The organism is Pseudarthrobacter enclensis (assembly GCF_030811655.1).
Lineage (GTDB): Bacteria > Actinomycetota > Actinomycetes > Actinomycetales > Micrococcaceae > Arthrobacter > Arthrobacter enclensis_A.
Genome location: NZ_JAUSRE010000021.1, coordinates 58,187 through 81,807, shown reverse-complemented (window position 1 = coordinate 81,807; position 23,621 = coordinate 58,187). Strand labels below are relative to the sequence as shown.

At 62.3% G+C, this 23,621-nt stretch carries 22 protein-coding genes; 10 read left to right on the top strand and 12 right to left on the bottom strand.

Annotated features, from left to right (window positions below):
• Positions 1–93 precede the first annotated feature (93 nt).
• Positions 94–1,050, top strand: a complete 957-nt coding sequence (locus J2X98_RS17785) for an NADP-dependent oxidoreductase (protein ID WP_307310871.1) — start codon at positions 94–96, stop codon at positions 1,048–1,050.
• 12 nt (positions 1,051–1,062) lie between these two features.
• On the opposite strand, the gene J2X98_RS17780 is transcribed toward J2X98_RS17785, so the two are convergent.
• From J2X98_RS17780 to J2X98_RS17765, 4 genes are all read right to left on the bottom strand, one after another.
• A complete protein-coding gene (locus J2X98_RS17780) occupies positions 1,063–2,493 on the bottom strand; it encodes an MmgE/PrpD family protein (protein ID WP_307310868.1) in 1,431 nt (476 codons plus the stop codon).
• A gap of 66 nt (positions 2,494–2,559) precedes the next feature.
• On the bottom strand, positions 2,560–4,074 hold the full coding sequence (locus J2X98_RS17775; RefSeq protein ID WP_307310866.1) for a tripartite tricarboxylate transporter permease: 1,515 nt from the start codon (positions 4,072–4,074) through the stop codon (positions 2,560–2,562).
• 1 nt (position 4,075) lies between these two features.
• On the bottom strand, positions 4,076–4,594 hold the full coding sequence (locus tag J2X98_RS17770) for a tripartite tricarboxylate transporter TctB family protein (RefSeq protein WP_307310861.1): 519 nt from the start codon (positions 4,592–4,594) through the stop codon (positions 4,076–4,078).
• Positions 4,595–4,620: 26 nt separating this feature from the next.
• Entirely contained in the window at positions 4,621–5,607 is a 987-nt protein-coding gene (locus J2X98_RS17765) for a tripartite tricarboxylate transporter substrate binding protein (RefSeq protein ID WP_307310859.1), read from the bottom strand.
• Between the two features lie 327 nt (positions 5,608–5,934).
• Between J2X98_RS17765 and J2X98_RS17760 the strand changes: the two genes are divergently transcribed.
• From J2X98_RS17760 to J2X98_RS17750, 3 genes are all read left to right on the top strand, one after another.
• On the top strand, positions 5,935–6,633 hold the full coding sequence (locus J2X98_RS17760) for an SDR family oxidoreductase (protein ID WP_307310856.1): 699 nt from the start codon (positions 5,935–5,937) through the stop codon (positions 6,631–6,633).
• 67 nt (positions 6,634–6,700) lie between these two features.
• Positions 6,701–7,678 carry an NAD(P)H-quinone oxidoreductase gene (locus J2X98_RS17755; RefSeq protein WP_307310853.1) on the top strand — a complete coding sequence of 326 codons (978 nt, stop codon included), beginning with the start codon at positions 6,701–6,703 and terminating at the stop codon, positions 7,676–7,678.
• 185 nt (positions 7,679–7,863) lie between these two features.
• The gene (locus tag J2X98_RS17750) at positions 7,864–8,829 is read left to right on the top strand and encodes a 3-hydroxyacyl-CoA dehydrogenase family protein (protein ID WP_307310850.1); all 966 of its coding nucleotides are present in this window, start codon (positions 7,864–7,866) and stop codon (positions 8,827–8,829) included.
• Between the two features lie 1,008 nt (positions 8,830–9,837).
• On the opposite strand, the gene J2X98_RS17745 is transcribed toward J2X98_RS17750, so the two are convergent.
• Genes J2X98_RS17745 through J2X98_RS17730 form a run of 4 tightly spaced genes read right to left on the bottom strand, consistent with a single transcriptional unit; the run spans position 9,838 to position 14,010 of the window.
• Positions 9,838–10,725: a 3-hydroxyacyl-CoA dehydrogenase family protein gene (locus tag J2X98_RS17745; RefSeq protein ID WP_307310847.1), complete on the bottom strand. Its 888-nt coding sequence runs from the start codon at positions 10,723–10,725 to the stop codon at positions 9,838–9,840.
• Positions 10,726–10,728: 3 nt separating this feature from the next.
• Positions 10,729–11,532 (bottom strand): enoyl-CoA hydratase/isomerase family protein, encoded by an 804-nt coding sequence (locus J2X98_RS17740; protein WP_307310844.1) that lies wholly within the window; start codon positions 11,530–11,532, stop codon positions 10,729–10,731.
• Positions 11,529–12,755 carry an acetyl-CoA C-acyltransferase gene (locus tag J2X98_RS17735; protein WP_307310841.1) on the bottom strand — a complete coding sequence of 409 codons (1,227 nt, stop codon included), beginning with the start codon at positions 12,753–12,755 and terminating at the stop codon, positions 11,529–11,531. The genes J2X98_RS17740 and J2X98_RS17735 overlap by 4 nt, the downstream gene beginning before the upstream one ends.
• Positions 12,756–12,807: 52 nt before the next feature.
• Entirely contained in the window at positions 12,808–14,010 is a 1,203-nt protein-coding gene (locus J2X98_RS17730; protein WP_307310840.1) for an acyl-CoA dehydrogenase family protein, read from the bottom strand.
• Positions 14,011–14,423: 413 nt separating this feature from the next.
• On the opposite strand from J2X98_RS17730, the gene J2X98_RS17725 reads away from it, so the two are divergent.
• From J2X98_RS17725 to J2X98_RS17710, 4 genes are all read left to right on the top strand, one after another.
• The gene (locus tag J2X98_RS17725; RefSeq protein WP_307310838.1) at positions 14,424–15,320 is read left to right on the top strand and encodes a LysR substrate-binding domain-containing protein; all 897 of its coding nucleotides are present in this window, start codon (positions 14,424–14,426) and stop codon (positions 15,318–15,320) included.
• Between the two features lie 182 nt (positions 15,321–15,502).
• A complete protein-coding gene (locus J2X98_RS17720; RefSeq protein WP_307310835.1) occupies positions 15,503–16,270 on the top strand; it encodes an enoyl-CoA hydratase/isomerase family protein in 768 nt (255 codons plus the stop codon).
• A complete protein-coding gene (gene fabG / locus J2X98_RS17715) occupies positions 16,267–17,034 on the top strand; it encodes a 3-oxoacyl-ACP reductase FabG (protein WP_307310833.1) in 768 nt (255 codons plus the stop codon). Before J2X98_RS17720 ends, fabG begins: the two co-directional genes overlap by 4 nt.
• Positions 17,027–17,449 carry an acyl-CoA thioesterase gene (locus tag J2X98_RS17710; RefSeq protein ID WP_307310830.1) on the top strand — a complete coding sequence of 141 codons (423 nt, stop codon included), beginning with the start codon at positions 17,027–17,029 and terminating at the stop codon, positions 17,447–17,449. Before fabG ends, J2X98_RS17710 begins: the two co-directional genes overlap by 8 nt.
• On the opposite strand, the gene J2X98_RS17705 is transcribed toward J2X98_RS17710, so the two are convergent.
• From J2X98_RS17705 to J2X98_RS17695, 3 genes are read right to left on the bottom strand one after another with little or no spacing between them, the layout of a single operon-like run.
• The gene (locus tag J2X98_RS17705; protein ID WP_307310827.1) at positions 17,435–18,208 is read right to left on the bottom strand and encodes an SDR family oxidoreductase; all 774 of its coding nucleotides are present in this window, start codon (positions 18,206–18,208) and stop codon (positions 17,435–17,437) included. The genes J2X98_RS17710 and J2X98_RS17705 overlap by 15 nt on opposite strands.
• An 18-nt stretch (positions 18,209–18,226) precedes the next feature.
• Complete coding sequence (locus J2X98_RS17700; protein ID WP_307310823.1) at positions 18,227–19,030, bottom strand: CoA-transferase subunit beta; 804 nt, start codon at positions 19,028–19,030, stop codon at positions 18,227–18,229.
• Positions 19,027–19,947, bottom strand: coding sequence for a CoA transferase subunit A (locus tag J2X98_RS17695; RefSeq protein ID WP_307310819.1), 921 nt, complete (start codon positions 19,945–19,947; stop codon positions 19,027–19,029). The genes J2X98_RS17700 and J2X98_RS17695 overlap by 4 nt, the downstream gene beginning before the upstream one ends.
• A 116-nt stretch (positions 19,948–20,063) precedes the next feature.
• On the opposite strand from J2X98_RS17695, the gene J2X98_RS17690 reads away from it, so the two are divergent.
• Together J2X98_RS17690 and J2X98_RS17685 are read left to right on the top strand one after the other, a co-directional pair.
• Entirely contained in the window at positions 20,064–20,969 is a 906-nt protein-coding gene (locus J2X98_RS17690; protein ID WP_307310816.1) for a LysR family transcriptional regulator, read from the top strand.
• 159 nt (positions 20,970–21,128) lie between these two features.
• The gene (locus J2X98_RS17685) at positions 21,129–22,523 is read left to right on the top strand and encodes an MFS transporter (protein ID WP_307310813.1); all 1,395 of its coding nucleotides are present in this window, start codon (positions 21,129–21,131) and stop codon (positions 22,521–22,523) included.
• A 181-nt stretch (positions 22,524–22,704) separates the two neighbouring features.
• Here the strand turns inward: J2X98_RS17685 and J2X98_RS17680 are convergent, their stop codons facing one another.
• On the bottom strand, positions 22,705–23,025 hold the full coding sequence (locus J2X98_RS17680; RefSeq protein ID WP_307310810.1) for a hypothetical protein: 321 nt from the start codon (positions 23,023–23,025) through the stop codon (positions 22,705–22,707).
• Positions 23,026–23,621: the final 596 nt, after the last annotated feature.

Genomic DNA, 23,621 nt, shown 5'->3' with positions numbered 1-23,621 from the left:
GAGCACTCACAATGAAGTGTACTATCATTAGATCATGGTTGTGGTGCTGCTCACAACCCAAAAATATGGTCCTGGCCAAGGGAGTGTTGTTTCATGAGCGTAGAAAACCAGTCGCGCATGCGGGCGGTTAGCCCCGCCGTCTGGGGTCCGCCCGAGGTTCTCCGCGAAATCGAGGTGGACCGGCCCTCGCCGCAGCCAGGTGAAGTGCTGGTTCGGGTCCAAGCGATTGGGGTGAACCCCACGGATTGGAAGAGCCGCGCTACCGGCGGCAGGAAGCTGTGGAAGAACCCGCCGATCCTGGGGTTTGATGTCTCCGGTGTTGTTGAGGAAGTGGCCGAAGGTTCGGTTCTCTTCCGTCCTGGTGATGAAGTCTTCGGAATGCCTTTGTTTCCTCAACAGGCCGGTGCCTACGCGGAGTATGTTGCCGGGCCGGCCCGGCAGTTCGCCCGCAAGCCCACGGGTTTGGACCATGTCCACGCGGCTGCGCTTCCTTTGGCCGGTCTTACCGCGTGGCAGTCCCTGGTTGATGCCGCCAGTGTGCGGGCCGGCCAACGCGTCCTCATCCATGCGGCGGCCGGCGGCGTCGGTCATCTGGCTGTACAGATTGCGAAGGCTTTGGGAGCGTACGTCATCGGCACTGCCCGAGGATCCAAACATGAGTTCGTACGGGGCCTTGGAGCCGATGAAGTGCTGGACTACACCGAGACCGACATCGCCCAAAGCCTTGACAAGGTAGACATTGTTATCGATCCCATTGGCGGCGAAACAGGACAGCACTCCATTGGCGCTCTGCGCCCCGGCGGTATCCTCGTTTCTTTGATTCCCCGTTGGCACGCCCCCACGTCGGCAGCAGCGTCCGCCGCCGGCGTCCGGTACATCTTGGTGGTCGTCGAACCCGACGGCGAAGGGCTGAAGGCGCTGGGCCGCCTGGTTGATTCGGGAGAGCTTCGCCCCCATGTATCGGCCGTCCTACCGTTGTCAGACGCTCGGACGGCCCACCAAATGGGCGAGACCGGACGCACGACGGGCAAGATCGTCCTGACTCCGTAGCCCTTGCGGGCGTTAGGACAACGAACCCTGCAATGGGGCCGCCGTCCCTTCCCCCAGCCGGGAAAGATTGCACAGTGTCAAGAGCTGTGCCGCGTCGGCGTGGTCCTCCATGGTGAATACAAACTTCGTCAAGGCTTCCATGGCCTCCCACGAAAGTCCGGAGGCTGGCAGGAGATCGCGGGCCAGGTCCAGAACACCACCCCGGTCGTACTCGACCGCACGAGCAGGGCCCGAACTGATGCAGCGGCCGTCAAGCAAGCGGATCTGCACTGCCGCCCGATGATCCGCCCGTCGGGCTGGCCTCGTATCCAGGGCTTGTTCAGGCCCGGTCTCAAATCTGACCTTTGCAGCAGCCCTCAGCACGGCCGGATCTGCGTGCTCCGCCAGATGGCTGACATCGACGCTTCCGTGGACGAGCGCCACACCCAGGGAGAACTGCATGCTCATCATGGCGGCCGTAGGTGTGGACGGACAGCCCGGCGAATCGACTCCGGGGTAACTCCTGTCACTGGGGGCCACACGGACGGCGATGTCGACGACGTCACCGGCAGTGAATCCATGTGTTCTTCTGAGTTCGAGAACTCTCTGAACGGCAGCCTGGTTGATCGCGCAAACAGGGAAGGGCTTGAGAATCACTTCGCTGATCGCCCAGTTCCTTAAACCGCCCAGGATCATATCCCGGTCCGTGCACTCTACATCTGCAAAGGCCCTGTAAAAACCCGCGGTTCCTTCCAATGCATCAGGTGCGCCCAGCGCTCCACCCTCTGCCAGCATTGCGGCGTTAAACCCGTTCTTGGCGGCTGCAGCTGTCTGATAACGCCATTCGTCAGTTCCGCGTTGCCACATTTGCGTGATGCCTGCGGAGGAGCTGGCCGCGATGGCAAGCGCGTTGGCAATTTGCGTCGGCCCTCCCCCGCACGCTTTAGCGACGGCGCCCGCCCCGGCAAAAGGACCGTACAAGCCCGTGGGGCGGAAACCCCGCCGCGTGGTAGCCGCTACCGAACTCCGGCCTATGGCGGCGCCCACTTGGTAGCCTGCAACCATGGCGACAAGGAATGCGCGGCCATCCAAGGATCGGTTCTCCGCCACGGCCAACAGCGGCGGTATCACGCAACTGCCGAAATGACTTACCGATCCGGGGTGCTCATCGTGCTGGGCGCGCGCTCCCATAAGCAATGAGTTCGTGTAAACGCTCGCCTCATTCGGACCGCGCAGGCCATCTGTCAGCCGGGTCGCTGTCGCCGCGCGGGGCGCACCATCCGGCCACGCCACCCGGTCCTGCCCGGGAACGCTAAGGTTTCGCGCCCCCAGGGCAACAATGAGGTTATGGCAGAGAACGGTCTTGGCCTGTTCGACAACAGCCGGCGGCAATTCCTCGTAGCACAGGCCCTCAAGATAGGCCGCCAGTGCGGCGATGATGGATGGTTTGCCTTCAGCGATCACGGCACAACTTCCTGTCCTGATGAAATGGCATCCTCATGGAGGGATCACCGGCTCAAATGCAGTCCGCTATTCGGCCGCCACCTTCTCCTGCTTGTTTGCCACCAGGCGCCGGCGGCCTCTGCCAACAAATCCGAGGATCACGCCAGCGCCCAGTGCTATGAAGATAGTCAGTGAGATCGGGTCTGTAACGAAGATGGTGAAACTGCCGCCAGAGAGCAGGAGCGACTGCCGTACGGAACTCTCCAGGATCGGTCCAAGAACGAAGGCAAGCACCAGGGGTCCGGGGTCAAACCCCGTCTTTTTCATGATCCAACCGATGATGCCGAACACGAGCACCACCCACATGTCGAACACATCATTGCTGATCGAGAAGACACCGACCATGACAACCAGCACGGCGAAGGTGACGAGGATGCCGGCCCGGATCCGGAGCATCTGGACGAAGAACCCGACCAAGGGAATGTTCAGCGCAAGCAACATCAGGTTGCCGATGAACATGGACGCGATAACGCCCCAGAAAACCTCAGGATGATTGGTCATCATCTGCGGTCCGGGCGTAATGCCGTGGACCAGCAAGGCCCCGAACAGCAAGGCAAGAACCACGTTCGAGGGGATTCCAAGCACGAGCAGCGGGATGAACCCGGACGTCGAGGAGGCGTTATTGGCGGTTTCGGGCCCGGCGACTCCTTCGATAGCGCCATGCCCGAATCTGCTGGGATCTTTGGCCCGGCGTTTCTCCATGGCATAGGACGCCAGTGAGGAAAGCACACCGCCGCCACCCGGAAGGATGCCGATGAAGAAGCCAAGTACAGAACCACGTGCAATAGCACCTGACGAATCCTTAAGATCCTTTCGGGAAGGCCAGATGTTCTTGATCTTTGAGGTGAACGCCTGTACTTTTTCCGTCTGCTCCAGGTTATACAGAATCTCCCCGACACCGAACAGACCCATGGAGACGGCCACAAAGTCCAACCCATCAAACAGCGACGTCTGACCGAAAGTGAACCGCGGCTTGCCCGTCACCAAATCCTGGCCGATAGCTGAAAGCAGGAGCCCCACGGCAGCCATACACAGCGCCTTGATCGTGGATCCTGTGCCCAAGGAGGTCACGAGGAAGAGCCCGAGTACCATGAGCGCCACGAAAGCCGGAGGGCCGAAAGCAAGTGCCGCATCGGCAAGCACGGGAGCAAGCAACACCAAGCCGATGACGGACACGGTTCCGCCGACGAACGAACCAATCGCGGAGATTCCGAGAGCCGGCCCTGCACGCCCCTGCCTGGCCATTTGATAGCCGTCAAAGGTCGTCACTACGGAGGCGGCTTCACCGGGCAGCCTCAGCAGCACCGAAGTGATTGTTCCCCCGTACATGGAACCGTAATAGATACCGGCCAGCAGGATGACGGCAGCAGTCGGGTCAAGGGTGAGCGTCACGGGCAGAAGAAGCGCGATCGTGGCCGTTGGCCCCAGCCCGGGCAGGACGCCGATGGCAGTACCCACAACCACGCCGATGAACACGTACAACAGGTTCATGGGGTCAAATGCCACCGAGAACCCTAGGGCAAGATTGTTCAACGCGTCCATATCAGACTCCCAAAGCCGAGAAGAGTGTAACGACGATGTCCTTCGGGAAAGGAACGCCCAACGCCACTACGAAAAGAAAATGCATGACCACCGCTCCGGCGACGGCGAGCGGCACTGCCAGCCGCCACGGTTCCTCGCCAAAGGTCTTCAGCCACAGAGCGAGCATAAGGAACGCCGGGATGAGAAACCCGATCATCTGGAAAAGTACGATGAACAGTCCAAGACTTGCCAAACCCGCGACAATTCCCAGGGCACGGCGATTCCACTGCTCGCATTCCGACGGGTCCTGGACAAAGAAGAGAACGGCGGCGGTTAGGGTCAGAAACGCTCCGACGATGAAGGGCCATAAACCGGCCCCCGGCTGGTTCAGCTGCCCCAGTGACAGCTGGTAGGCACCAATCATGGCGGCCACACCGACCAACAGCAAGATGATCGGAATGACACGGGGCCATTGTGAACGGGCCCGATTTGTGAACACCGTGACCTCCTGTGCTGCTTTGCTCCCTGTCGTGGAAGTCATGATGCTCTGCATCCCCTTTTTGCGGCTTACTTCTTCAGCATGGTCTTGTAGACCGTGGCACCCTCGTCGAGGATCCCCTTGAGAGTCTCGGCGTCATCAAACTTCTCAGGGACAAAGCGTTCCCCGATGATCTCGACCGTCTTCGAGTCCTTGAGGCACGTCTCCAAGCTCCCCGCAAGCTTGGAGGTTGCCTCCTCCGGCAGCCCGGCAGGGCCGGCCAGGGCGTATGTGGTGACGGCCAGGGTCAGGTCAGGGTAGCCGAGTTCGACGAGGGTGGGAGTGTCCGGCAGATGCTTCTGCCGCTCTTCAGAGGAGACCGCAAGCGCCTTAAACGAACCGTCCTCGATCCGGTCAGATACTTCGGGAGCATCGTTGATGAACGCCGCGTCCGCGTGGCCGCCCAACAGTGCTGTCGTCGCCCCCGCGCTGCCATCGAAAGGCACCACCGTGATATCCACTCCGTACTGTTCCTCGAGCCGCTGCAACTCAATGGCCTGGGGTGTGGAGGCGCCGGATACACCGACGTTGAGCTTGCCGGGATTAGCCTTGGCTGCAGCGATGAACGCCTTGGCGTCCTTGTAGGGCGAGTCTTTCCCGACCACCAGATTCATCGGTACATGGGAAATCACTCCGATTGGAGTGATGTCCTCCTTCGAATAATCAAGACCGTTGACCAGCGGTGTCAGAACAGTCATTCCCGTCGACACAATCGCCACTGTATATCCGTCAGCTTTCGAGCTGATCAGCTTCTGCATTCCCAGCGCCCCGGAACCGCCCGCTACGTTCTCGGCGACCACCGACTGCCCAAGCTCCTTGCCCAGGCAAGGAGCAAGAGCGCGGGCCGTTACATCGGTCGGTCCTCCGGCAGCATAGGGAATAATGAAGCGGATCTTCTCGCTCGGATACCCGGCGCCCGATTGGGCGCCAGCAGTATTGCCGCAGCCTACGACTGCAGCCGACATAATTCCAACGCTGGCAAATACACCAGCAGTCCGGGCGATTTTCTTATTCATGAGGTCTCCAGTCGCGGCGTGAGCTTCGTTGCTTACTTGATAACTAGTAGAAGTGCGCTATCAAAACTTCCGTTTCTCTGAGGTTAGGGGACCGATTGGATGTAAGTCAAGTCACACCTATGCATATGTAGTGTGTGAGAGTTGGCAACCTTGAAACTTCCTCTTCCTTCGGCAGAGAGGCGGAAGAACTGACTCAGATTCCCCCACCATTGCCATCATGACTGCCCTCTGCTTAACTGGATCTCTGAACCGGACCACGCTCTCAGGATGTCGAAATCCGAGGGGAACCGCGTTTTAGGGCTCATCATCGAAGTCAGGACGGAATACATGAAAGAACGCGTACTGGTCACGGGCGGAGCGGCCGGAATCGGGGCAGCAATCGTTGACCGCTGCCTCAAGGAGGGCTACGAACCTGTCGTCATTGACCGTGTGGGCTCAGGCCTCAGAGCCGACCTATCGGACATCGAGGCCACCGCCGTGGCGCTGCAACAGGCTTTGGATGCCGGACCGATCCACCGCCTGGTCAACAACGTCGGAATGATAAGAGTCGCTTCCATCGAAACAGTCAGCCCGGAGGACCTGGAACTAACCTGGTCAGTCAACGTGCGATCAGCGGTTCAGTGCCTGCAAGCTGTTCTTCCGGGCATGAAGGACCGCGGATTCGGACGCGTGGTCAACATTTCTTCCCGGGCGGCTTTAGGGAAGGAAGGCAGAACAGCATACGCCTCATCGAAGGCGGCACTGCTGGGGCTAACCAGAACCTGGGCCCTGGAACTAGGCAAACACGGCGTAACCGTCAACGCAATCGGCCCTGGACCAATCCGGACTGCGATGTTCGAGGCGGCAAACCCGCCAGGGGCGCCTGGCACGCGCGCGATCATCGATTCCATCCCGGTGCAGCGGATGGGGGAGCCCGAAGACATCGCCCACAGCGTGCTTCATTTCCTCGACGATCGATCCGGATTTGTTACTGGGCAAACATTGTATGTGTGCGGGGGAAAGACGGTGGGCAGTGCGGGAATCTGACGCCCTTCCCCCAAGGCCCAAAATCCAACAACACAACGCTTTGCAGGTCGCCCTGCTGGAGGTTTAAATGAGGGCAGTGCGCGCAAGTAAACCGGGAGGTCCGGAAGTACTTGAAATTGACGAGGTCCCCATTCCCGTTCCTGCCCCCGGCGAAGTGCTCATCGACGTGGCCGCCGCCGGACTCAACCGCGCCGACACACTACAGCGCGAAGGCAACTACAAGCTGCCCGCCGGGGCCAGCGATGTCCTCGGCCTGGAAGTCTCCGGCACGATCTCGGCTCTCGGGGATGGAGTCTCACAGTTTTCCCCGGGCGATGAAGTTGTAGCACTCCTCATCGGCGGCGGCTATGCGGAGCACGTCGCCGTTCCTGCAGGCCAGGTGCTGAAAGTGCCGGGCGGAATAGACCTTGTGAGCGCCGCAGCCCTTCCAGAAACAATGGCCACCGTATATTCCAACCTCTTTATGTCGGCGCGGCTCGTTCGTGGTGAGACAGTACTGATCCATGGCGGAGCAGGCGGCGTAGGAACCAGCGCCATTCAACTGGTCAAGGCATTCGGAGGCACCGTAGCCGTCACGGCAGGATCGCAGGAAAAGCTGGACGCGGCCGCGGACCTGGGCGCCGACATCCTGATCAACTACAAAGAACAGGATTTTGTGGCTGAGACCAAAAAAGCTACGGCCGGACGGGGCGCCGATGTCATTCTCGACGTGGTCGGTGCAGAGTACCTGTCCCGCAATATCGACGCCCTTAACTTCTCCGGCAGACTTGTCATCATTGGGCTGCAAGGCGGAAACAAGACCGAATTCGACATCCGCTTACTGATGACCAAGCGTGCCAGCGTGATCGGCACGCTGCTGCGACCGAGGCCAGTGGAAGAGAAAACGGCCATCATGACGGCTTTGGCCGAGCACGTCTGGCCGCTGGTGGCTGCAGGTACGGTGAAAGTGCCCGTAAGCAAAACCTTTCCCCTCGCCGAGGTGACCGCCGCTCACAGCTACTTCGACTCGGGCACCCATATCGGCAAAGTCCTGCTTACGTTCTAGCGGTACCAGACGGCCACGGGAACAGCTTCGGCGTCCAAACGCTGCGACCCGGCCGGGCGAGGTGACCATTGACCCCGCCTCCATTATCACCGGCCCCCCGCTGGCCCTCGACGGAGGCTACACCATCCGTTAAACCGATGCGGTCCATCCGATCTGCCCCGAACTATCTTTCCAGGAGTATCTTCATGACAAGCATCGACATCATTACAAGCGCGGCCGTTGTCGGCTCGGGCTACATGGGCGGGGGAATCGCCCAAGTTCTGGCGATGCATGGCTGCAAAGTCGCGCTTGGGGACGTCGACGGCGAGACGGCCGAACGCGCACGCTTCAGGCTCGTTGAACAGGCTCGGGGGTTCGAGGCCCGCGGATTGTTTCCGGAAGGGGCCTCCGAGGTCATCGAAGGAAACTTTGCCGCTGCGGAGAGCATAGAAGAAGCCGTGGCCGCGGCGGACTACATCGCCGAAGCGGTTCCCGAAGAACCGGCATTGAAGTCCGGTATCCTCCGCAGGATCTCGGCGGCCGCACCGCCCACAGCGGTCATCGCCTCTAACACCTCCGCCATCCCCATCGGAGAACTTGCCTTATCGGTTGTCGGTCCGGAGCGGTTCCTCGGCGTGCACTGGATGAATCCTGCCCCCTTCATCCCGGGGGTTGAACTCATACCCGGCCCGCACACCGCCCCCGATGTCGTTGACCTCGCCGAGGAGCTCGTTCGTAGCCTGGGCAAGACACCGGCCCGGGTGGCCGACACGCCAGGATTCGTCGCCAACCGGCTCCAGTTCGCCCTCTACAAGGAAGCAGTCCGGATCGTTGACGACGGCATCGCCACGCCCGAGCAGATTGACGCTGTTGTGAGCAACACATTCGGATTCCGCCTCGCGCTCTTCGGTCCCTTCGCTATCGGAGATATGGCCGGACTCGACGTTTACGAATCCGCGTACCGCACCCTCGAAAAAGCGTATGGCGATCGTTTCTCCGCCCCGGAGGCGCTTACCGCGACGGTCAAGGGCGGAAACCTTGGGCTGAAGAGGGGGCACGGTTTCCTAGACATCGACACCCCGGACCAGGCAGCGCTCCTGGCCTACCGGGACAACGCCTATGCACGCTTGTCGCAGCTCCGTGCAGACCTCGGCGAGGCCCCCGGGCTCTAACCTGCTCTGGGAACCGCCAAACCTCCACCACGATCCCTTATGGAAGATCCGGCGGAACTACCGGAAAGACCGGTTCTCCCCCGCTGACATCGAATTTGCGGCGCGTAGGACCTCCCGCCATGGAGCTGCACGAGATCCTTGAAGACAATGAAGACGCAGTGCTGCACCCTACCGTGCCGCCCGGCCAAGTCGCCAGCGAATGGCGTGACGCCCGCGCTGCGACCACAGCCGTACTGACCGGCACCACCGTGCCGTCACGGACTCCGGCTCCATCATGGTCCTGTATCCGCACGTCATCGGCATGGCTCTCCGACTCGGCCAGGCGGATCTCGACGCCGCAGCCTTGAAAGACGCCCGACCGCATTAAGTCACCTAAGCAACGGCCGCACGGAATCTACGAGACCACAGAGCTGCAGCACTCTTCGAACGGCCCGACGACGGGCCCCTCGGCCCAAAGCTTCGGCACATCAGGCCCGAGGGATTTCACCACGACAGCGACGCAATGAAGGGCGCCTGTCAGATACTCGGCCTGACTTGTAAGACCGACTAGCCACTCCCTGCCCCACGCACCGAGCGACTGGTAATCGAAGTTCTTATCACCCGGTTCGGGAGTCCGCCCTGAATCTTTTGCGCGCACGTCGCTCCTCCCTCGGTCGGCCCCCCGGCGCCCCATCCGACCCCACGATCGCGGGCACCGGATGCCTCTGCCGTGGACGCAACACGCCAACGCGGGCCCTCTAAGACCAGAAATCTGACTTCCCTTCCTGCGCTCAGACGGCCCACGGGTAGGAGCCAAGCTAAGGCCTGACCTAAAGAAAGCTTCCCCGGAGTTCGGCCGCTCATCCGACGCGCCCAGCACGTCGGAGCGATCCGATATACGAACACGTACCTGCGGGGCTGAACGGCGACGTCGGAAAAGCGATCCTTGAGGCGGAGCACTACCGGACGCCGCCATCGATCGTGAATGAGCCTGGCGGGGAGAAGGACATACGAAGGACGCTGCTCCGGTCAATTCCAGTCGAAGAAACCCCTGCCGGTCTTGCGGCCGTGCTCGCCGCGGGCCACTTTGTCGCGGAGGATTTGCGGCGGGGCGAACCTCTCACCCAGCGTTTCGTGGAGGTACGTGGCGATGCCCAGCCGCACGTCCAGGCCCACGATGTCGGTGGTGCGCAGTGGCCCGGTGGGGTGTTTGTAGCCAAGGACCATGGCGTTGTCAATGTCTTCGGCGCTGGCAACGCCTTCTTCGACCATGCGCATCGCTTCCAGCGCGATTGCTACTCCCAGCCGAGAGGAGGCGAAGCCGGGGGCGTCATTGACCACGACGGCGGTCTTCCCCAACTCCTGCACCCAGCCCCGCGCCTGCTCGATGAGTTCGGGGCGGGTCTGCTTTCCGATGACCACCTCGATCAGGGCGGAGGCCGGTACTGGGTTGAAGAAGTGCAGGCCGAGGAAGTCCTGAGGGCGTGCCAGTTCCTCTGCCAGCCCTGATACTGACAGCGAGGACGTGTTCGAGGCAAGGACTGTGCCGGGCCTGATGTGATCCTCCACCTTGCGCAGCGCCGCCACCTTCAGAGCCCAATCCTCCGGGACGGCTTCCACCACCAGCTGACGCTCCGCGAATTCCTGGTAGTCGACGGAGACTCTCAGCCTGGAGAGCATCTCGTCGAGGTTGCCTCCCCCGGGGTCGCGCTCGATGGTTTTCGCCGCGGAGGCTTCCACGCGTTCGCGGGCCGTCTGCGCGGACGCTTCGTCGCGCTCGACCACCACAACCTCTGCCCCGCTGACCAGGAAACCGTGGGCGATGCCGGCGCCCATCCGGCCGCCGCCGAGGACGCCAACGCGGGCGGGGAAGCTGGAGGGGAGGCCGGGTCGCCCGGCTGCCATTGGGTTGTTCATTTACTACTTCTTCCTGTCGAGGAATGCCTGCATGCGGTCAAATTTTGCCTGGGACTCGAAGAGCATGCCTTGGGCCAGGGTGTCGATGACGGGGTGGGCTTCCCGCGGGGCGTGGAACACGGTCTTGGTGATCCGCACGGCCAGCGGGTCCTGCGCCGTGATGGAATCCGCCAGGGCGTGGGCCGCGTCCAGAAGCTGCCCGGGCTCCACTAGCTCCGTGATTAGGCCGACGGCCAGGCACTCTTCGCCGGTGAGGACTTTGCCCGCCAGCAGGATCTGCTTGGCCACGGGTTCACCGACCAGCTCTTTCAGCCGCCAGGTGGCACCGGCCGCGGCGAGGATGCCGAGGTTCGTTTCCGGGTTGCCCATCCGCAACGCGGGCGTGCCGATGCGGAAGTCCGCCGCGTAGGCCAGTTCCGCGCCGCCGCCCAGCGCGTAGCCGTCCAGGGCGGCGATGACGGGCATGGGCAGTTTCGCGATCCTGTCGAAAACCCCGGAGTTGATCCCGGCTAGGGCGTCCTTGCGCCGCCGCTCCCGCAGCTGCGCGATGTCGGCACCGGAGGCGAAGATGCCCTTGGCTCCGGTTTCCGGGTTCCCCGTCGTGCCCGAAAGGATCAGGATTTTCGGGGTCCGTTCCAGGTACGCGCACACCCGGTGCAGGTCATCCACCATGGCCTGGTCGATGGCATTGCGGACCTCCGGACGGTGCAGCCGTACCGCCAAGCGGTCCCCCCGCTCCTCAACCCGCAGCGTTTCGAAACCCGCGGCACCCAACTCCGTGCCGGCCTCGTACGCCAATTCCGTCATGAGAGCCCCTCCAGCAGCAGCGCCGTGCCCTGGCCGACGCCGACGCACATCGTGGCAAGCCCCAGCTTCCGGCCCTCAGAGGCTTCCCGCTCGAGCCGGCCCAGCAGGGTGATGACCAGCCGCGACCCGGAGGAGCCGAGCGGGTGGCCCAAGGCGATGGCGCCGCCGTCGTTGTTGACGGTGTCCGGTTCGAGCTTCAGCTCGCGTATGCAGGCCAGCGCCTGTGAGGCGAAGGCTTCGTTGAGCTCGACGGCGGTCAGGTCCCCCACCGTGAGGCCGGTCCGTTCCAGGACTTTGCGGGTGGCGGGGACCGGCCCGATGCCCATGATTTCCTGGGCGACGCCGGCGGAGGCGCCGTCGAGAATGCGGGCGCGGGCTGTCAGGCCGTACTTTTCCACGGCGGCCTCGGAAGCGACGATGATTGCTGAGGCGCCGTCGTTAAGGGTCGAGGAGTTGCCGGCGGTGACCACGCTGCCGCCCCTGACCACGGGCCGCAGGCCGGCCAGGACGTCCCGGGTGGTCTCGGGGCGCGGGCCTTCGTCCGTGTCCACGATGGTTTCGGCGCCCTTGCGGCCCTTGACCGTGACGGGCATGATCTCGTCGGCGAAGCGGCCGGCCGAAATGGCGGCGAGGGCGCGCTCATGCGAGCGGACAGCGAACGCGTCGGCGTCCTCGCGTGAGATGTTGAAGGCGCGGGCTACTTCCTCGGCCGTTTCCGGCATGGAGTAGGTGGCCTTCCCGTCATGTGAGAGTTCTCCGGACTGGAAGGCGGGGTTGGGGAAGCGCCAGCCGATGGAGGTGTCAAAGACGGCACCCGGTTTAGCAAAGGCCCTGTCCGGCTTTTCCATGACCCACGGGGCCCGGGACATGGATTCGACGCCGCCGGCGACCACGATGTCCGCGGCGCCGGCCTTGACCATGTGGGAGGCCATGATGATGGCGCTCAGGCCGGAGGCGCAGAGGCGGTTGACGGTGATGCCCGGGACGGTGTCCGGGAATCCGGCCAGGAGCCAGGCCATGCGTGCGACGTTGCGGTTCTCCTCGCCGGCGCCGTTGGCGTTGCCGAGGATCACCTCGTCCACGAGGGCCGGGTCAAGGCCGGCGCGTTCGACGGCGGCCTGCACGGTGAGTGCGGCGAGGTCGTCCGGTCGGATGGAAGACAGGGCGCCGCCGTAGCGGCCGACGGGGGTTCGTGCCCCGCCGATGAGGAATGCTTCGGGCATGGGAATTCTCCTGGGTGGGTGGATGTGCGGCCGCTGTTCAGGGCAAGGGTGATTAACGGAAGGCTGAGATGCCGGTGATGTCGCGGCCTACGAGCAGTGCCTGGATTGAGTCGGTGCCTTCGTAGGTGGACACCACTTCCATGTCCGTCAGGTGGCGGGCCACGTGGTTCTCCAGCAGCAGGCCGTTACCGGCAAGCAGTTCCCGTGCTTCGTTGCAGATCCACTTGCCCTTCTGGGAAGTCGACATTTTGACCATGGATGCCATGGCGTTGGTCAGCTTGCCTTGGTCAGCCAGTTCAGCCATGCGGTTGCACATCAGCTGCATGGCCGTCAGCTCGCTGAGCATGTTGGCAAGCCGGTGCTGCACCAGCTGGTAGCTGGCGATCGGGTTGCCGAACTGTTCACGTTTGGCGGCGTAGTCGACGGCAATCTCGAAGCAGGCCATCGCATGGCCCACTGCTTCCCAGGCGGCGCCGCCGCGGGTGGCCTGCAGGACGCGGGAGACGTCGGCGAAGGACCGGCAGTTCTCCAGCCGGTTGGTCTCCTGGATCCGCATGTTCTGGATGACGATATCGGCTTGCAGGATGGCGCGCTTGCCGATCTTGCCGGTGATGACCGTGGGGTCGTAGCCTTCCGGGTGGTTGCCGTTCGCGTCCTTCTCGACGACGAAGGCATTGACCTTGCCGTCCTCTGTGTTGCGGGCGAACAGCACGATGACATCAGCCGCGTGGCCGTTGCCGATCCAGCGTTTGTGGCCGTTGATGACCCAGGTGTCGCCTTCCCGGGTTGCGCTGGTTTCCAGGGCCACCGAGTCGGACCCGTGGTCGGGTTCGGTCAAAGCAAAGGCACCGGTTTTTGTGAGCCTGGCCATCTCAGGGAGCCAGCGCCGTCGCTGCTCGTCGCTGCCGAGCATATTCAAGGCACCCATGCACAGATTGGAGTGCACGCCCAGGAAGGTGTTGATGCTGCCGTCGGCCCTGGCCATCTCCCGCGCCACCATACCTGCGGCCTTCCGGCTCATCCCGGGGCAACCATAGCCCTGAATGAAGGTGCCGATAATGCCAAGCTCAGCCAGCGGCCGCAGCAGTTCCTCGGGAAACTCGGCCTTTTCCCAGTAGTCGTTAATGATGGGCAGGACCCGCTGTTCGGCGAACGCCCGAACCTTGTCACGGACAGCCATTTCCTCCGGCGACAATCCGTCGTCGAGCCGGAAGTAATCGGAGACCGCAGCGGTGCCCGTGGGGGTAATGGTCATGATAGGTCCTTATCGTGTTCAGGTTTGCGGGGCCGGGGCGGCAGGCCAGTTGAGGATGTCACCGCGGTAGGTGTCGATGCCGGGGCAGGGTGAGGTCGTAGCTGGTGGGGCTTGCTGGGAAGGTGCCGGGGTTGCGGACGCCGGCCAAGGCCTCAGGTCCCACTTCCACCACCGGTTTCGAATACGAGGCGCCGTGCGAATTCGATTCCCCGGGGAGCATCATTACGGGGTACGGCAGGCGGGCGTCTGTGGAGGCGCATCAACCATTGGGAAGCGATCCGGGTGGCAGGTAGATGCTGCGGTGTCATGGAGTCCTTTTCCATAGGGGGCTTCTTCACTATCCCACCCGCCATTACAGCTGGTCCAATACTTATTGGATGTCGGATTATTTCGATATCTGTAAGAATGTTTGGATGGAGACTCAACAGTTGCGGGTGTTCCTCGCGGTGGCAGAGGAACTGCATTTTGGGCGTGCGGCCGAACGGCTCCACCTGGCGCAGCCACCGGTCAGCCGGATAGTGCGGCAACTCGAACGGGATATCGGTACGGACCTTTTTGTCCGCAGCACACGCAGTGTCCAGCTGACCGCGGCCGGCGAGGCGCTGATCGCCCCGGCCCAACAGATCCTCGCCGCCGCGCAGAACGCCAAGGCCAGCGCTCTCGCAGCCGGTCGCGGGGAAGCCGGAACGGTCAAGCTCGCTTATGCCGGTGCATCGACCCACGTACTTGTGGGCGTGCTCGCCCGGGAGGTACGAAAGGTTTACCCAGAGATCGAATTCCGCTTGAACAGCCAAAACTTCGCGCTCCCTGCCCTTGCCCGCGTGCTCCGTGGCGAAGTGGACATCAGCCTTGGACGGTGGGATTTCGTACCTGCTGGTATCCAAACCCGCATCATCGTGCAGGAACATCTCGTCATGGCCGTCCCGGCATCCCACCGGCTGGCCTCGCAGAACGAGGTGCATCTCGCGGCGCTTGCAGGCGAGCCGTTCGTGGCCCTGCCGCCACACGAGGGCTCTGTCCTGGGCGACCGGCTGCGCAGGTTAAGTCTGGGAGCCGGGTTCGACGCCGAGATTGTGCAAAGGGCACCCGATTCATGGACCGCGATGGCGCTCGTCGGGGCGGAGGTGGGATGTTCCCTGACTGTTTCAACCGTGGCGGAAAACGTGACTGACCCTCATGTGCACTTCCTGCGGGTGCTCGACGAGACCTTGCCGATCTACCTGCGGATGGCGTGGCGCGGGACCTCGGACAACCCGGCCCTCCCCCCGGTCCTCTCATTGGCGGAACGGGTATGGCCCGGCAGGCCGTAACGAAGCCTCTGCGCCCGCTTAACCAATAGCCCCCAGGTTACGTCAGCGCATCCGCCAAGCAAAGACTCAAGATTCATGCAAAATCCTTCTCAGCCAGATAGCGAATGCATATTGGAGATTTCTAATTCCCGGTGGGAAGGTAGCTAAAGCAGATGCAGCAAAAACCTGGGAGGAAGCGCCCGTTGTTCATCACATCAGCCGTGGACAACGGCGTCCTGACGTTAGTGCTCAATGACCCGGACCGTCGTAACGCCATGGGTGATGACATGCGAGGGCAATTCGTCAATGCCCTCCGGGGAGCCCGCTCAGACAGTTCTGTCCGGGCACTGGTGCTTCGCGGCGCTGGCGGCAACTTCTGCGCCGGGGGTGACCTCGCGGCCATGCCGCCGGCGGACCTGGAAGCCGCCCGCGATCGCTTGGCCCAGGTCGCCACCATGGTGCGTCAATTGAGCGGCTTCACGCGGCCTACCATCGCCGTCGTTGAGGGCGCTGCTGCAGGTTTGGGGGCCAGCATCGCGTTGGCCTGCGACTATATCTACGTGGCGGACGACGCCCGGTTCATGTTTCCTTTCTCCAAGCTGGCACTCCTGCCCGACGGTGGAATATTGCACAGCCTGGCAGCACGCGTTGGTGTAGCCAAAGCGAGGCAGCTGTTGCTCGAGGGTCGGACCGTCGGAGCGGAAGAATGCCTTCGCCTCGGACTGGCTGACTGCACCTATGCACCAGAGCATCTAACGGCAAAAGCCGCTGCCAAGGCACGAAAACTGGCCGCCCTGGCGCCGCTCACCGTCGTCGGCATCAAGAAGGCCTTGGCGGAGGGGTTGCCCTCCTGGGAGGATGCGCTCGCTGCCGAAGGCGGAGCCCAGCCGGCATGTTATTTTTCCAGCGACTTCGCGGAGGGCAAGCGGGCTTTCGCACAACGTGACCGCCCCGTCTTCACCGGATCATGAACAGTATTAACCGAATTGAGGAGCACACTTTGCTGTTGCAGGACAAGACCAGCGTGGTCACCGGGGGAGCGCGGGGCATTGGTCTCGCAACAGCCCGTGCACTGGCAGCGCAGGGCAGCAACATCGTTCTTGCCGACCTCGATGGCGAGGCGCTGGACCGGGCAGCTGAGACGCTGGGTAAAAACGTAGTGACCATCGCTTGCGATGTGACCTCGGCAGAGGACATCGCCGCCGCGGCAACTTCCGCCGTCGATACCTTCGGATCCCTGGACGTCATGGTCAACAACGCCGGCTTCACCAGGGATGCCACGATGCGCAAGATGACTGAAACCGACTTCGATGACGTGGTCTCTGTGCATCTGAAGGGCGCTTGGCTGGGTACGCGGGCCGCGGCAGATGTCATGCGAAAGCTGGGAACACAGGGTTCTATCATCAATGTGTCCTCGATCTCGGGCAAGGTGGGCATGGCGGGCCAGACCAACTACAGCGCGGCGAAGGCCGGAATCGTTGGCCTGACCAAGGCAGCGGCCAAAGAACTGGGGTTCGCCGGCATCCGGGTGAACGCGATTCAGCCGGGGATTATCCGGACCGAGATGGTGGAATCGCTGCGCCCGGACGTCCTCGAAAAGAAGCTCTCCGAGATCCCGCTGACCCGGTTCGGCGAGCCCGAGGAAGTTGCCAGCGTGGTGCTGTTCCTGGCCAGCGGGATGTCCAGCTATATGACCGGAACCGTCCTCGAAATCACGGGCGGCCGGCATGCCTGAGCGCTTTGAAATGGTCATGCCGCTGCGCTGGTCTGACCAGGACCTTAACGGGCACATCAACAATGCCCGCATCGTCACACTCATGGAGGAGGCCCGCGTAGTCTGGCTCAACACGAAAGCAGCCGCTGAAGGGCTGGACTCCTTCCAGTGTCCTAAGGTTGTCGCCTCCCTGAACGTCGAGTACATCAGGCCGGTCAGCTACGGGCCCGAGCTCACATTGGTGCTCGACATCTCACGGATTGGCAACGGATCCTTCACCGTCCGGCATACGGGGATCCAGCAAGGCGCCACCGCGTTTACGGGCACTACGACGCTGGTCCCGCTGGACCCTCAATCGAACCGCCCCCGGAAACTCACGCCCACTGAAACCGCCTATCTCGCGCGGTATGCCGAGACGGCGTCAGTGGCCGGTTAGCCGCCTGCCGCCGTCGACCAGGAGCTCGGTCCCCGTGATGTAACCCCCGACGTCGCTGAGCAGGAAGGCACAGGCATCGGCAATTTCCTCTTTCCGTGCCAGCCTTCCCAGCGGAATGGTAGCCAGGTGCGTGTCAATCTCCGCTTGGGTTCCGTACAGGATTCCGGCGCCGCCGGTGCCCGCCGTCAGCCCGGGGGTGAGGACGTTCAGACGGATGCCATGCGGCGCCCAGGCCGCAGCCAGCGACTTGGTCATCGCAAGCACCCCGGCCTTCGCGCTGGCGGAATGGACAGTCTCGGGGTTGCCCAGCAGCGCCGCGGAGGTGCCGATATTCACCACCGACAAGGGCAATGACGAGCCGATGGCGCGGCGGCCCACCGCCTGCGTGAGGTTCCAGGTGCCGTTGAGGACAATATCGACGACGGCGTTCCAGCCGTTCGGAGTTAGGTCCAGGGGGTTCACCCGGAAGTTCCCCGCGGCGTTGTTCACGAGCAGGCCCACGGGGCCGAAGTCCGCCTCGATGGCTTCGAGAGCGTCCAGAACGGCTGCTTCGTCGCGTACGTCCGCCTGGTAGCCTCTGGCGTCCAGTCCTTTGTCCGCCAGGGCGGCGGTGGCGGCCTCAAGTTTGTGCTCATCGCGCCCGATGATTGCCGTCCGGGCCCCGAGGGATCCCAGGCGTTCGGCAATGGCCAGGCCGATGCCGGAGGTGCCGCCGGTGACCAGCGCGGTGCGGCCGGTGAACATAGTGGGACTAAACATTCGTTTCCCTCTTTTCCGTCACCGCAGGTAGACCCGGCCGGGGTCGATGTCGTCCCGTAGGAGCCGGAGTTCCTCTTCGGTGGGCGGCGGCGTGACCGTGACGCTGTCCAGCACCTTGACGGGCCAACCGGTCTGCTCGCGGACCTGCTCCACGGTCACCCCTTCGTGGATGCTGGCCAGGCACAGCTCACCTTCAGCATCTGAGGTGAACACGCCGAGCTCGCTGATGACGGTGGTCACGCCGGCTCCCCTTGTGGGCACTTTGGGATCGGCCCGGCGTGCTGCTATTGGCGAAGGGCTGGTGCAGAAGTCGAGTTCCCGGACGAAGGATGTTGTGTTGTGCCGGCGCATGACAACGAAGACTTCCTGGGAGTTCGCCATCACCTCTATCGCCCCGCCGGATCCGGGAAGGCGGACGGTGGGCGCATCCCAGGGGCCGATGACGCTGGTGTTCAGGCTGCCGAACCTGTCGATTTGTGCCGCGCCGAGGAAGCCGACATCGATCCAGCCGCCCTGCAGGACGTAGCCGAACAGCACGGGCATGGTCAGGATGGTTTCCGCGCCGGTGGCCAAGGAGGCATCGGCGATGGTTTCCGGAAGTTTCGGCGGGTGGGCGCCGCAAACTCCCGATTCGTACACCTGCTCAATGTCCGGAGAGGTGGACTTCTGTGCCAGCGCCACAGCAAGGGTGGGCAGGCCGATGCCTGCAAATACCCGCCGTTTGCCCTGCAGGTAGCGGCAGCTGACCACTGCCAGGAGTTCGCTGACGGTGTAGGCCGGAGATGAAGCCGGTGCGGTTGCCTTTTCGATGACGCTGGTCATAGGACGCTCCCGTAGTTGACAGGGCTGGACAGGTGAGGGGTTGGTGTCAGCCGGTGGAAGAAGTCCTCGCCAAGTTTGGTGAGGTAGCCTTCGTGGCCGCCCGTTTCGTGGATCCATTCCTGGATCCAGGCTTGGAGCCGCTGCGGGTCTTTGCTGATGGCGGACCACGAGCGGTAGAAGTCGTTGTCGCGGTCGTAGTAGCCCTGGGCGAAAGAAGGATGTGCCCCATACTTGCACTCCACCACTGCATCCACGACGAAACCGGGGATAAGGGTTCTGTTGGGGTCGGAGCGGATGATGTCGTCGTCGACTATCTCCTCAACGAGCAGGATGGTGCGTTTGGAAGCGAAGGCAACCTCCTGCTGCGGTCCCAGGATTCCCCAGCTCTGCACGTTTCCGTGCCGGTCCGCCCGCTGGGCGTGGATAATCGCAACATCGGGATTCAGTGCAGGCACCACGTAGGTCTCGACATCCTCCTCGTACGGGGACGCTACCTTCCTCAGCTGGGGATTGATGCCAACGAGGTCGCTGCCCGCATAGGAGCGGACGGGCATGAAGGGGATTCCGGCCGCGCCCGCCTGATACCGTGCAAGGAGGCCGTAGTGGCTGTATTCCTCAAGCTTGAGTCCGCCGGTACCGTTCGACTCGATGGCGCGGCGCACCGCATAGAGTGAACCCACCGAGCTGTTGCCGGTGAAGGCGAAGACCATCGTGTCAACGCAGCCGGCCGCGACCATCTGGTCGGCGATGATGTCCGGAGTCATCCGGACAAGCGTCAAGCCTTTCACGCGCTGACGGATGATTTCGTGGCCTGCGGCGAAGGGGATCAGGTGCGTAAATCCTTCCAGCGCTACGACGTCGCCGTCGGATACAAAAGTGCCGATCGCGTTCTGGAGGGAGAACATTTTTTCTGCCAAGGGAACTGCCTTCCGGATATCAGGTTCCCCTTATGCTCGCAGTCGATATATATAATGGTCCAATACATAAATCACAATGCTGTGATAGCAAAAAGTTCTTGATCGATGGGCATCCAATGGAACTGAGACATCTGGCAGGCTTCATCGCTACGGCTGAGGAGCTACATTTCGGACGGGCTGCCGCCCGGCTGCACATGGCACAACCCGCACTGAGCCAACAGATCCGCCTTCTGGAAAAAGAGCTGGGAGTTGAGCTGTTTCACCGGAACACCCGCTCAGTGAGCCTCACCGACAGTGGCAAAGCGATGCTCGGCCCGGCCAAACAGGTCATGGCCGATGTGGACATCGCCCGCCGGTCTGCACTCTTCGGGAGCTCCGAAATCGTCGGCAGAGTGGTGGTGGGCTTCGCCGGAGCCAGCAGCAGAAACGTTCTGCCCGTATTGGCACGGGCCGTCCGGGCCGAGCAGCCCGGCATCGAACTCGTACTCAAAGGGCAGACCTATGCCGGCAAAGCCGTCGCCGAGGTGGCAGCCGGCCAGCTGGACATCGGGTTCGCACGCCTTCCCGTCAACAACCAGAGCGTGGCAACGCGCGTCTATGAATACGAACGGATGGTGGCCGCCCTCCCGTCGGACCACCCGCTGGCGGGCAGGGAAACAATCCGGATAGCTGACCTGGCGAGCGAACCCTTTGTGACTTTCCCCGGCACCCAAGGATCGACCGTCCGTGACGCACTGATCCATGTGGCCATGGGGGCCGGCTTCACGCCCCGGATCATGCAGGAAGCGCCGGACTCCTACACCATCCTCGGACTGGTCGCCGCCGGGGTCGGTGTGACCATCACAGTGTCTTCCGTGCAGCACATCGACACCCCGGGACTCGTATACCGGGAGCTGGAGGACGACCTCCCCCGGATTGCGGCCGTCCTCGCGTGGAGAAAGGAAAACTCCGCGGCGGCAACGAATGCTGTCCTGGAGATCGCCGAGCGGTTGCTTCCGACGCCGGCAGCTTCAGAGCACTGATTCTCGACAAACTGCCAGCTCTGAAGGATTAGTAAAATTTAGCACTTACTGTAGGTCCGATTAGATATTGGACGGTCTAGGTTTTGACTGTCAAGGTTGGGAAGGAAAATCACCGTGCGCTGAATCACAAGGTGCCGCCAGTCAGACAATGGAGTTGTTATGAGCGAACTACAAGGGACGGAATCCGGCGCAGCCCAGTTCCGTCAGAAGATGGCCCGGAAAGCAGGCATCGCATCGTTTGCCGGCACCACCGTCGAATGGTATGACTTCTACGCCTACGGGACGGCCTCGGCTCTCGTCTTTGGCAAGATCTTCTTCCCCGCCGAAGACCAAGCGGTCGGCACCCTCGCCGCCTTCGCAACCTTTTGGGTAGGATTCCTGGCCCGGCCCCTCGGCGGAATCATCTTCGGCCACATCGGCGACAAACTCGGCCGCAAGAAAGCCCTCGTCACTACCTTGCTCATGATGGGCATCTGCACCACCGCCGTCGGCCTCCTGCCCACCTACGCCCAGGTAGGCAGCTGGGCAGCGGTCATCCTGGTGGCGCTCCGACTCATCCAAGGCATCGCCATGGGAGGCGAGTGGGGAGGCGCCGTCGTCCTTGCGGCCGAACACGCACCCAAGGGCAAGGGCATCATCTACGGTGCCTTCGCCCAGCAGGGTTCCCCGATGGGCAATCTTCTTTCAACGCTCGTCTGGCTTGGCGTGGCACAGCTTCCGGACGAGGCTTTCATGAGCTGGGGCTGGCGCGTTCCCTTCCTCCTCTCAGCCGTCCTGGTAGCCATCGGATTGTTTATCCGGTTGAGCATCGAAGAATCCCCGGCCATGCGGGCGCTGATGGAGACCAAGACCGTGGCCAAGGCACCGCTGCGTGACGTGCTGCGTAACTCCAAGGGCATTGTGGCGCTGGGCATCGGTGCGTGTGTCATTGCAGTCTCGGCAACCTACTTCAAGGGCACCTTTGCGCTTGCATGGGCCGTTGATGAAGGACTCTTTACCAGGCAAAACTTCCTGTCCATCGTGACGATCTCACTCGTGGTGCAGTTCCTGGTGCAGCCCTTCGGAGCAGTGATCGCGTCCAAGCTCACCCTGCGCAAGGCCGTATTGCTGATGCTGCTGCCGGAGCTCTTGGTCCTGCCGATGATGTTCATGATGATCGGTACGGGCGACTACCTGCTGGCTGTCATCGGCATGGCCTTGGCCACCATCCCGCATTCCATGTACTACGCAGCGTTGGCAGGCATCCTGGCCAAGTCGTTCCCGCCAAACATCCGCTACACCGGCATATCGCTGAGCTACCAGCTCAGCTCAACGGTGTTCGCCGGGACGGCCCCGATGATGGGTCAGTACCTGTTCAATGCCACCGGTTCCATCTTGGCCGTAATTGTTCTTGCTGTGGTTCACGTGGTGATCACCATCGGCTCAGTGCTCGGCCTGCTTCACCGCTCGCGCAGCCTGGGATCCGATTATGGGAGCGCGGACAGCTTCAGCACTAACGACGCTGCCGCCCGTGACGAAGCAGGAAAGAGCGGAAGCGCCGCTCTCCAGCGCTAACTGCCGGCACCTCAATGAGCTAGCCCATGATAAAGGATGACAGGCGACGGTGGGACCTCCCGCAGTTGCCTGTCATCCGCTGTGCTGCCACAATCCTTGTTGGGTGCACCTCCTCGGTTGATGCGTCGAAAATTCCTTATGGTTATCGGCGGCCATGCCAGTCGGATCGGATCGACATCTTCTATCTACACTCCTGCCAATCGAGGTTCTGTGGCGTGGTGATCTTCAAGAGGCCCTGGACGAGGCCGTCGCTGCCGGTAAGATCGGTGTCGCCGGCCACCAGCGGTGACAATGAGCCTTTCGCCTTCACTGTGTATTCCAGCCGGTTCGGTTCCATCGAACCAGCGTCAACATAGCTGATCAGCAGAATCTCAAACACGTACTCGGCCAGCGGCCCGAACTGGGATGATCGCCAAGCGCCCGATCGCGAACGCGCCGTGGTGGTTTCGTCGACCGACGGACCGGGCACTCCGCAGAGCTCAATTGGGAACGGCACAGGCACTCGGACATGATCCAGGGGACTTGGATTGGGCGGAGTCCGCCCTGCGCTTCACGGCCCACGCGCCCGGCATGCACACCGCAATTGTCGGCACTGCCAAGCTGAGCCATCTGCGCCGGAACGTCACCGCCGCTTTGCTTTCGTTAGTAAAACGTAGGTAGTCACCGCCTCGACTACCATCATTTTCGGGTACAAGAACTCCCTGTGAATTAGACGTCCCTACCGAAGTAATCAACGGAGGCTTCATAACGCCATGTCTTTCGAAATCTTCGATTGGAATGGGATCAGACCCGGTGATGAGATCGAGGTGCTCGATGACGGCCTAGTCATCGGACCTGGAGTAATCGAAGACTTGGCTTCGGATCAAGGCATCATCCGGCTCAAGCTCTCCTATGGGAGAGGTGGACGAACATACCGCCGGGAGGACGGCTGGCAGGTTCGTACTATCCGCCGAGAATCGTGAATCCAGCCGTTGATCGCCACGCCTTATCTGCGGCGGTTTCAAGGCGTAATGGACTTATCGAGGTCAGGCACACCCCAACCTGACGTCAGGCCGGGCACCTTAGGTCTGTCTGGTTAGGGTCTTTGTGCCGCTACTC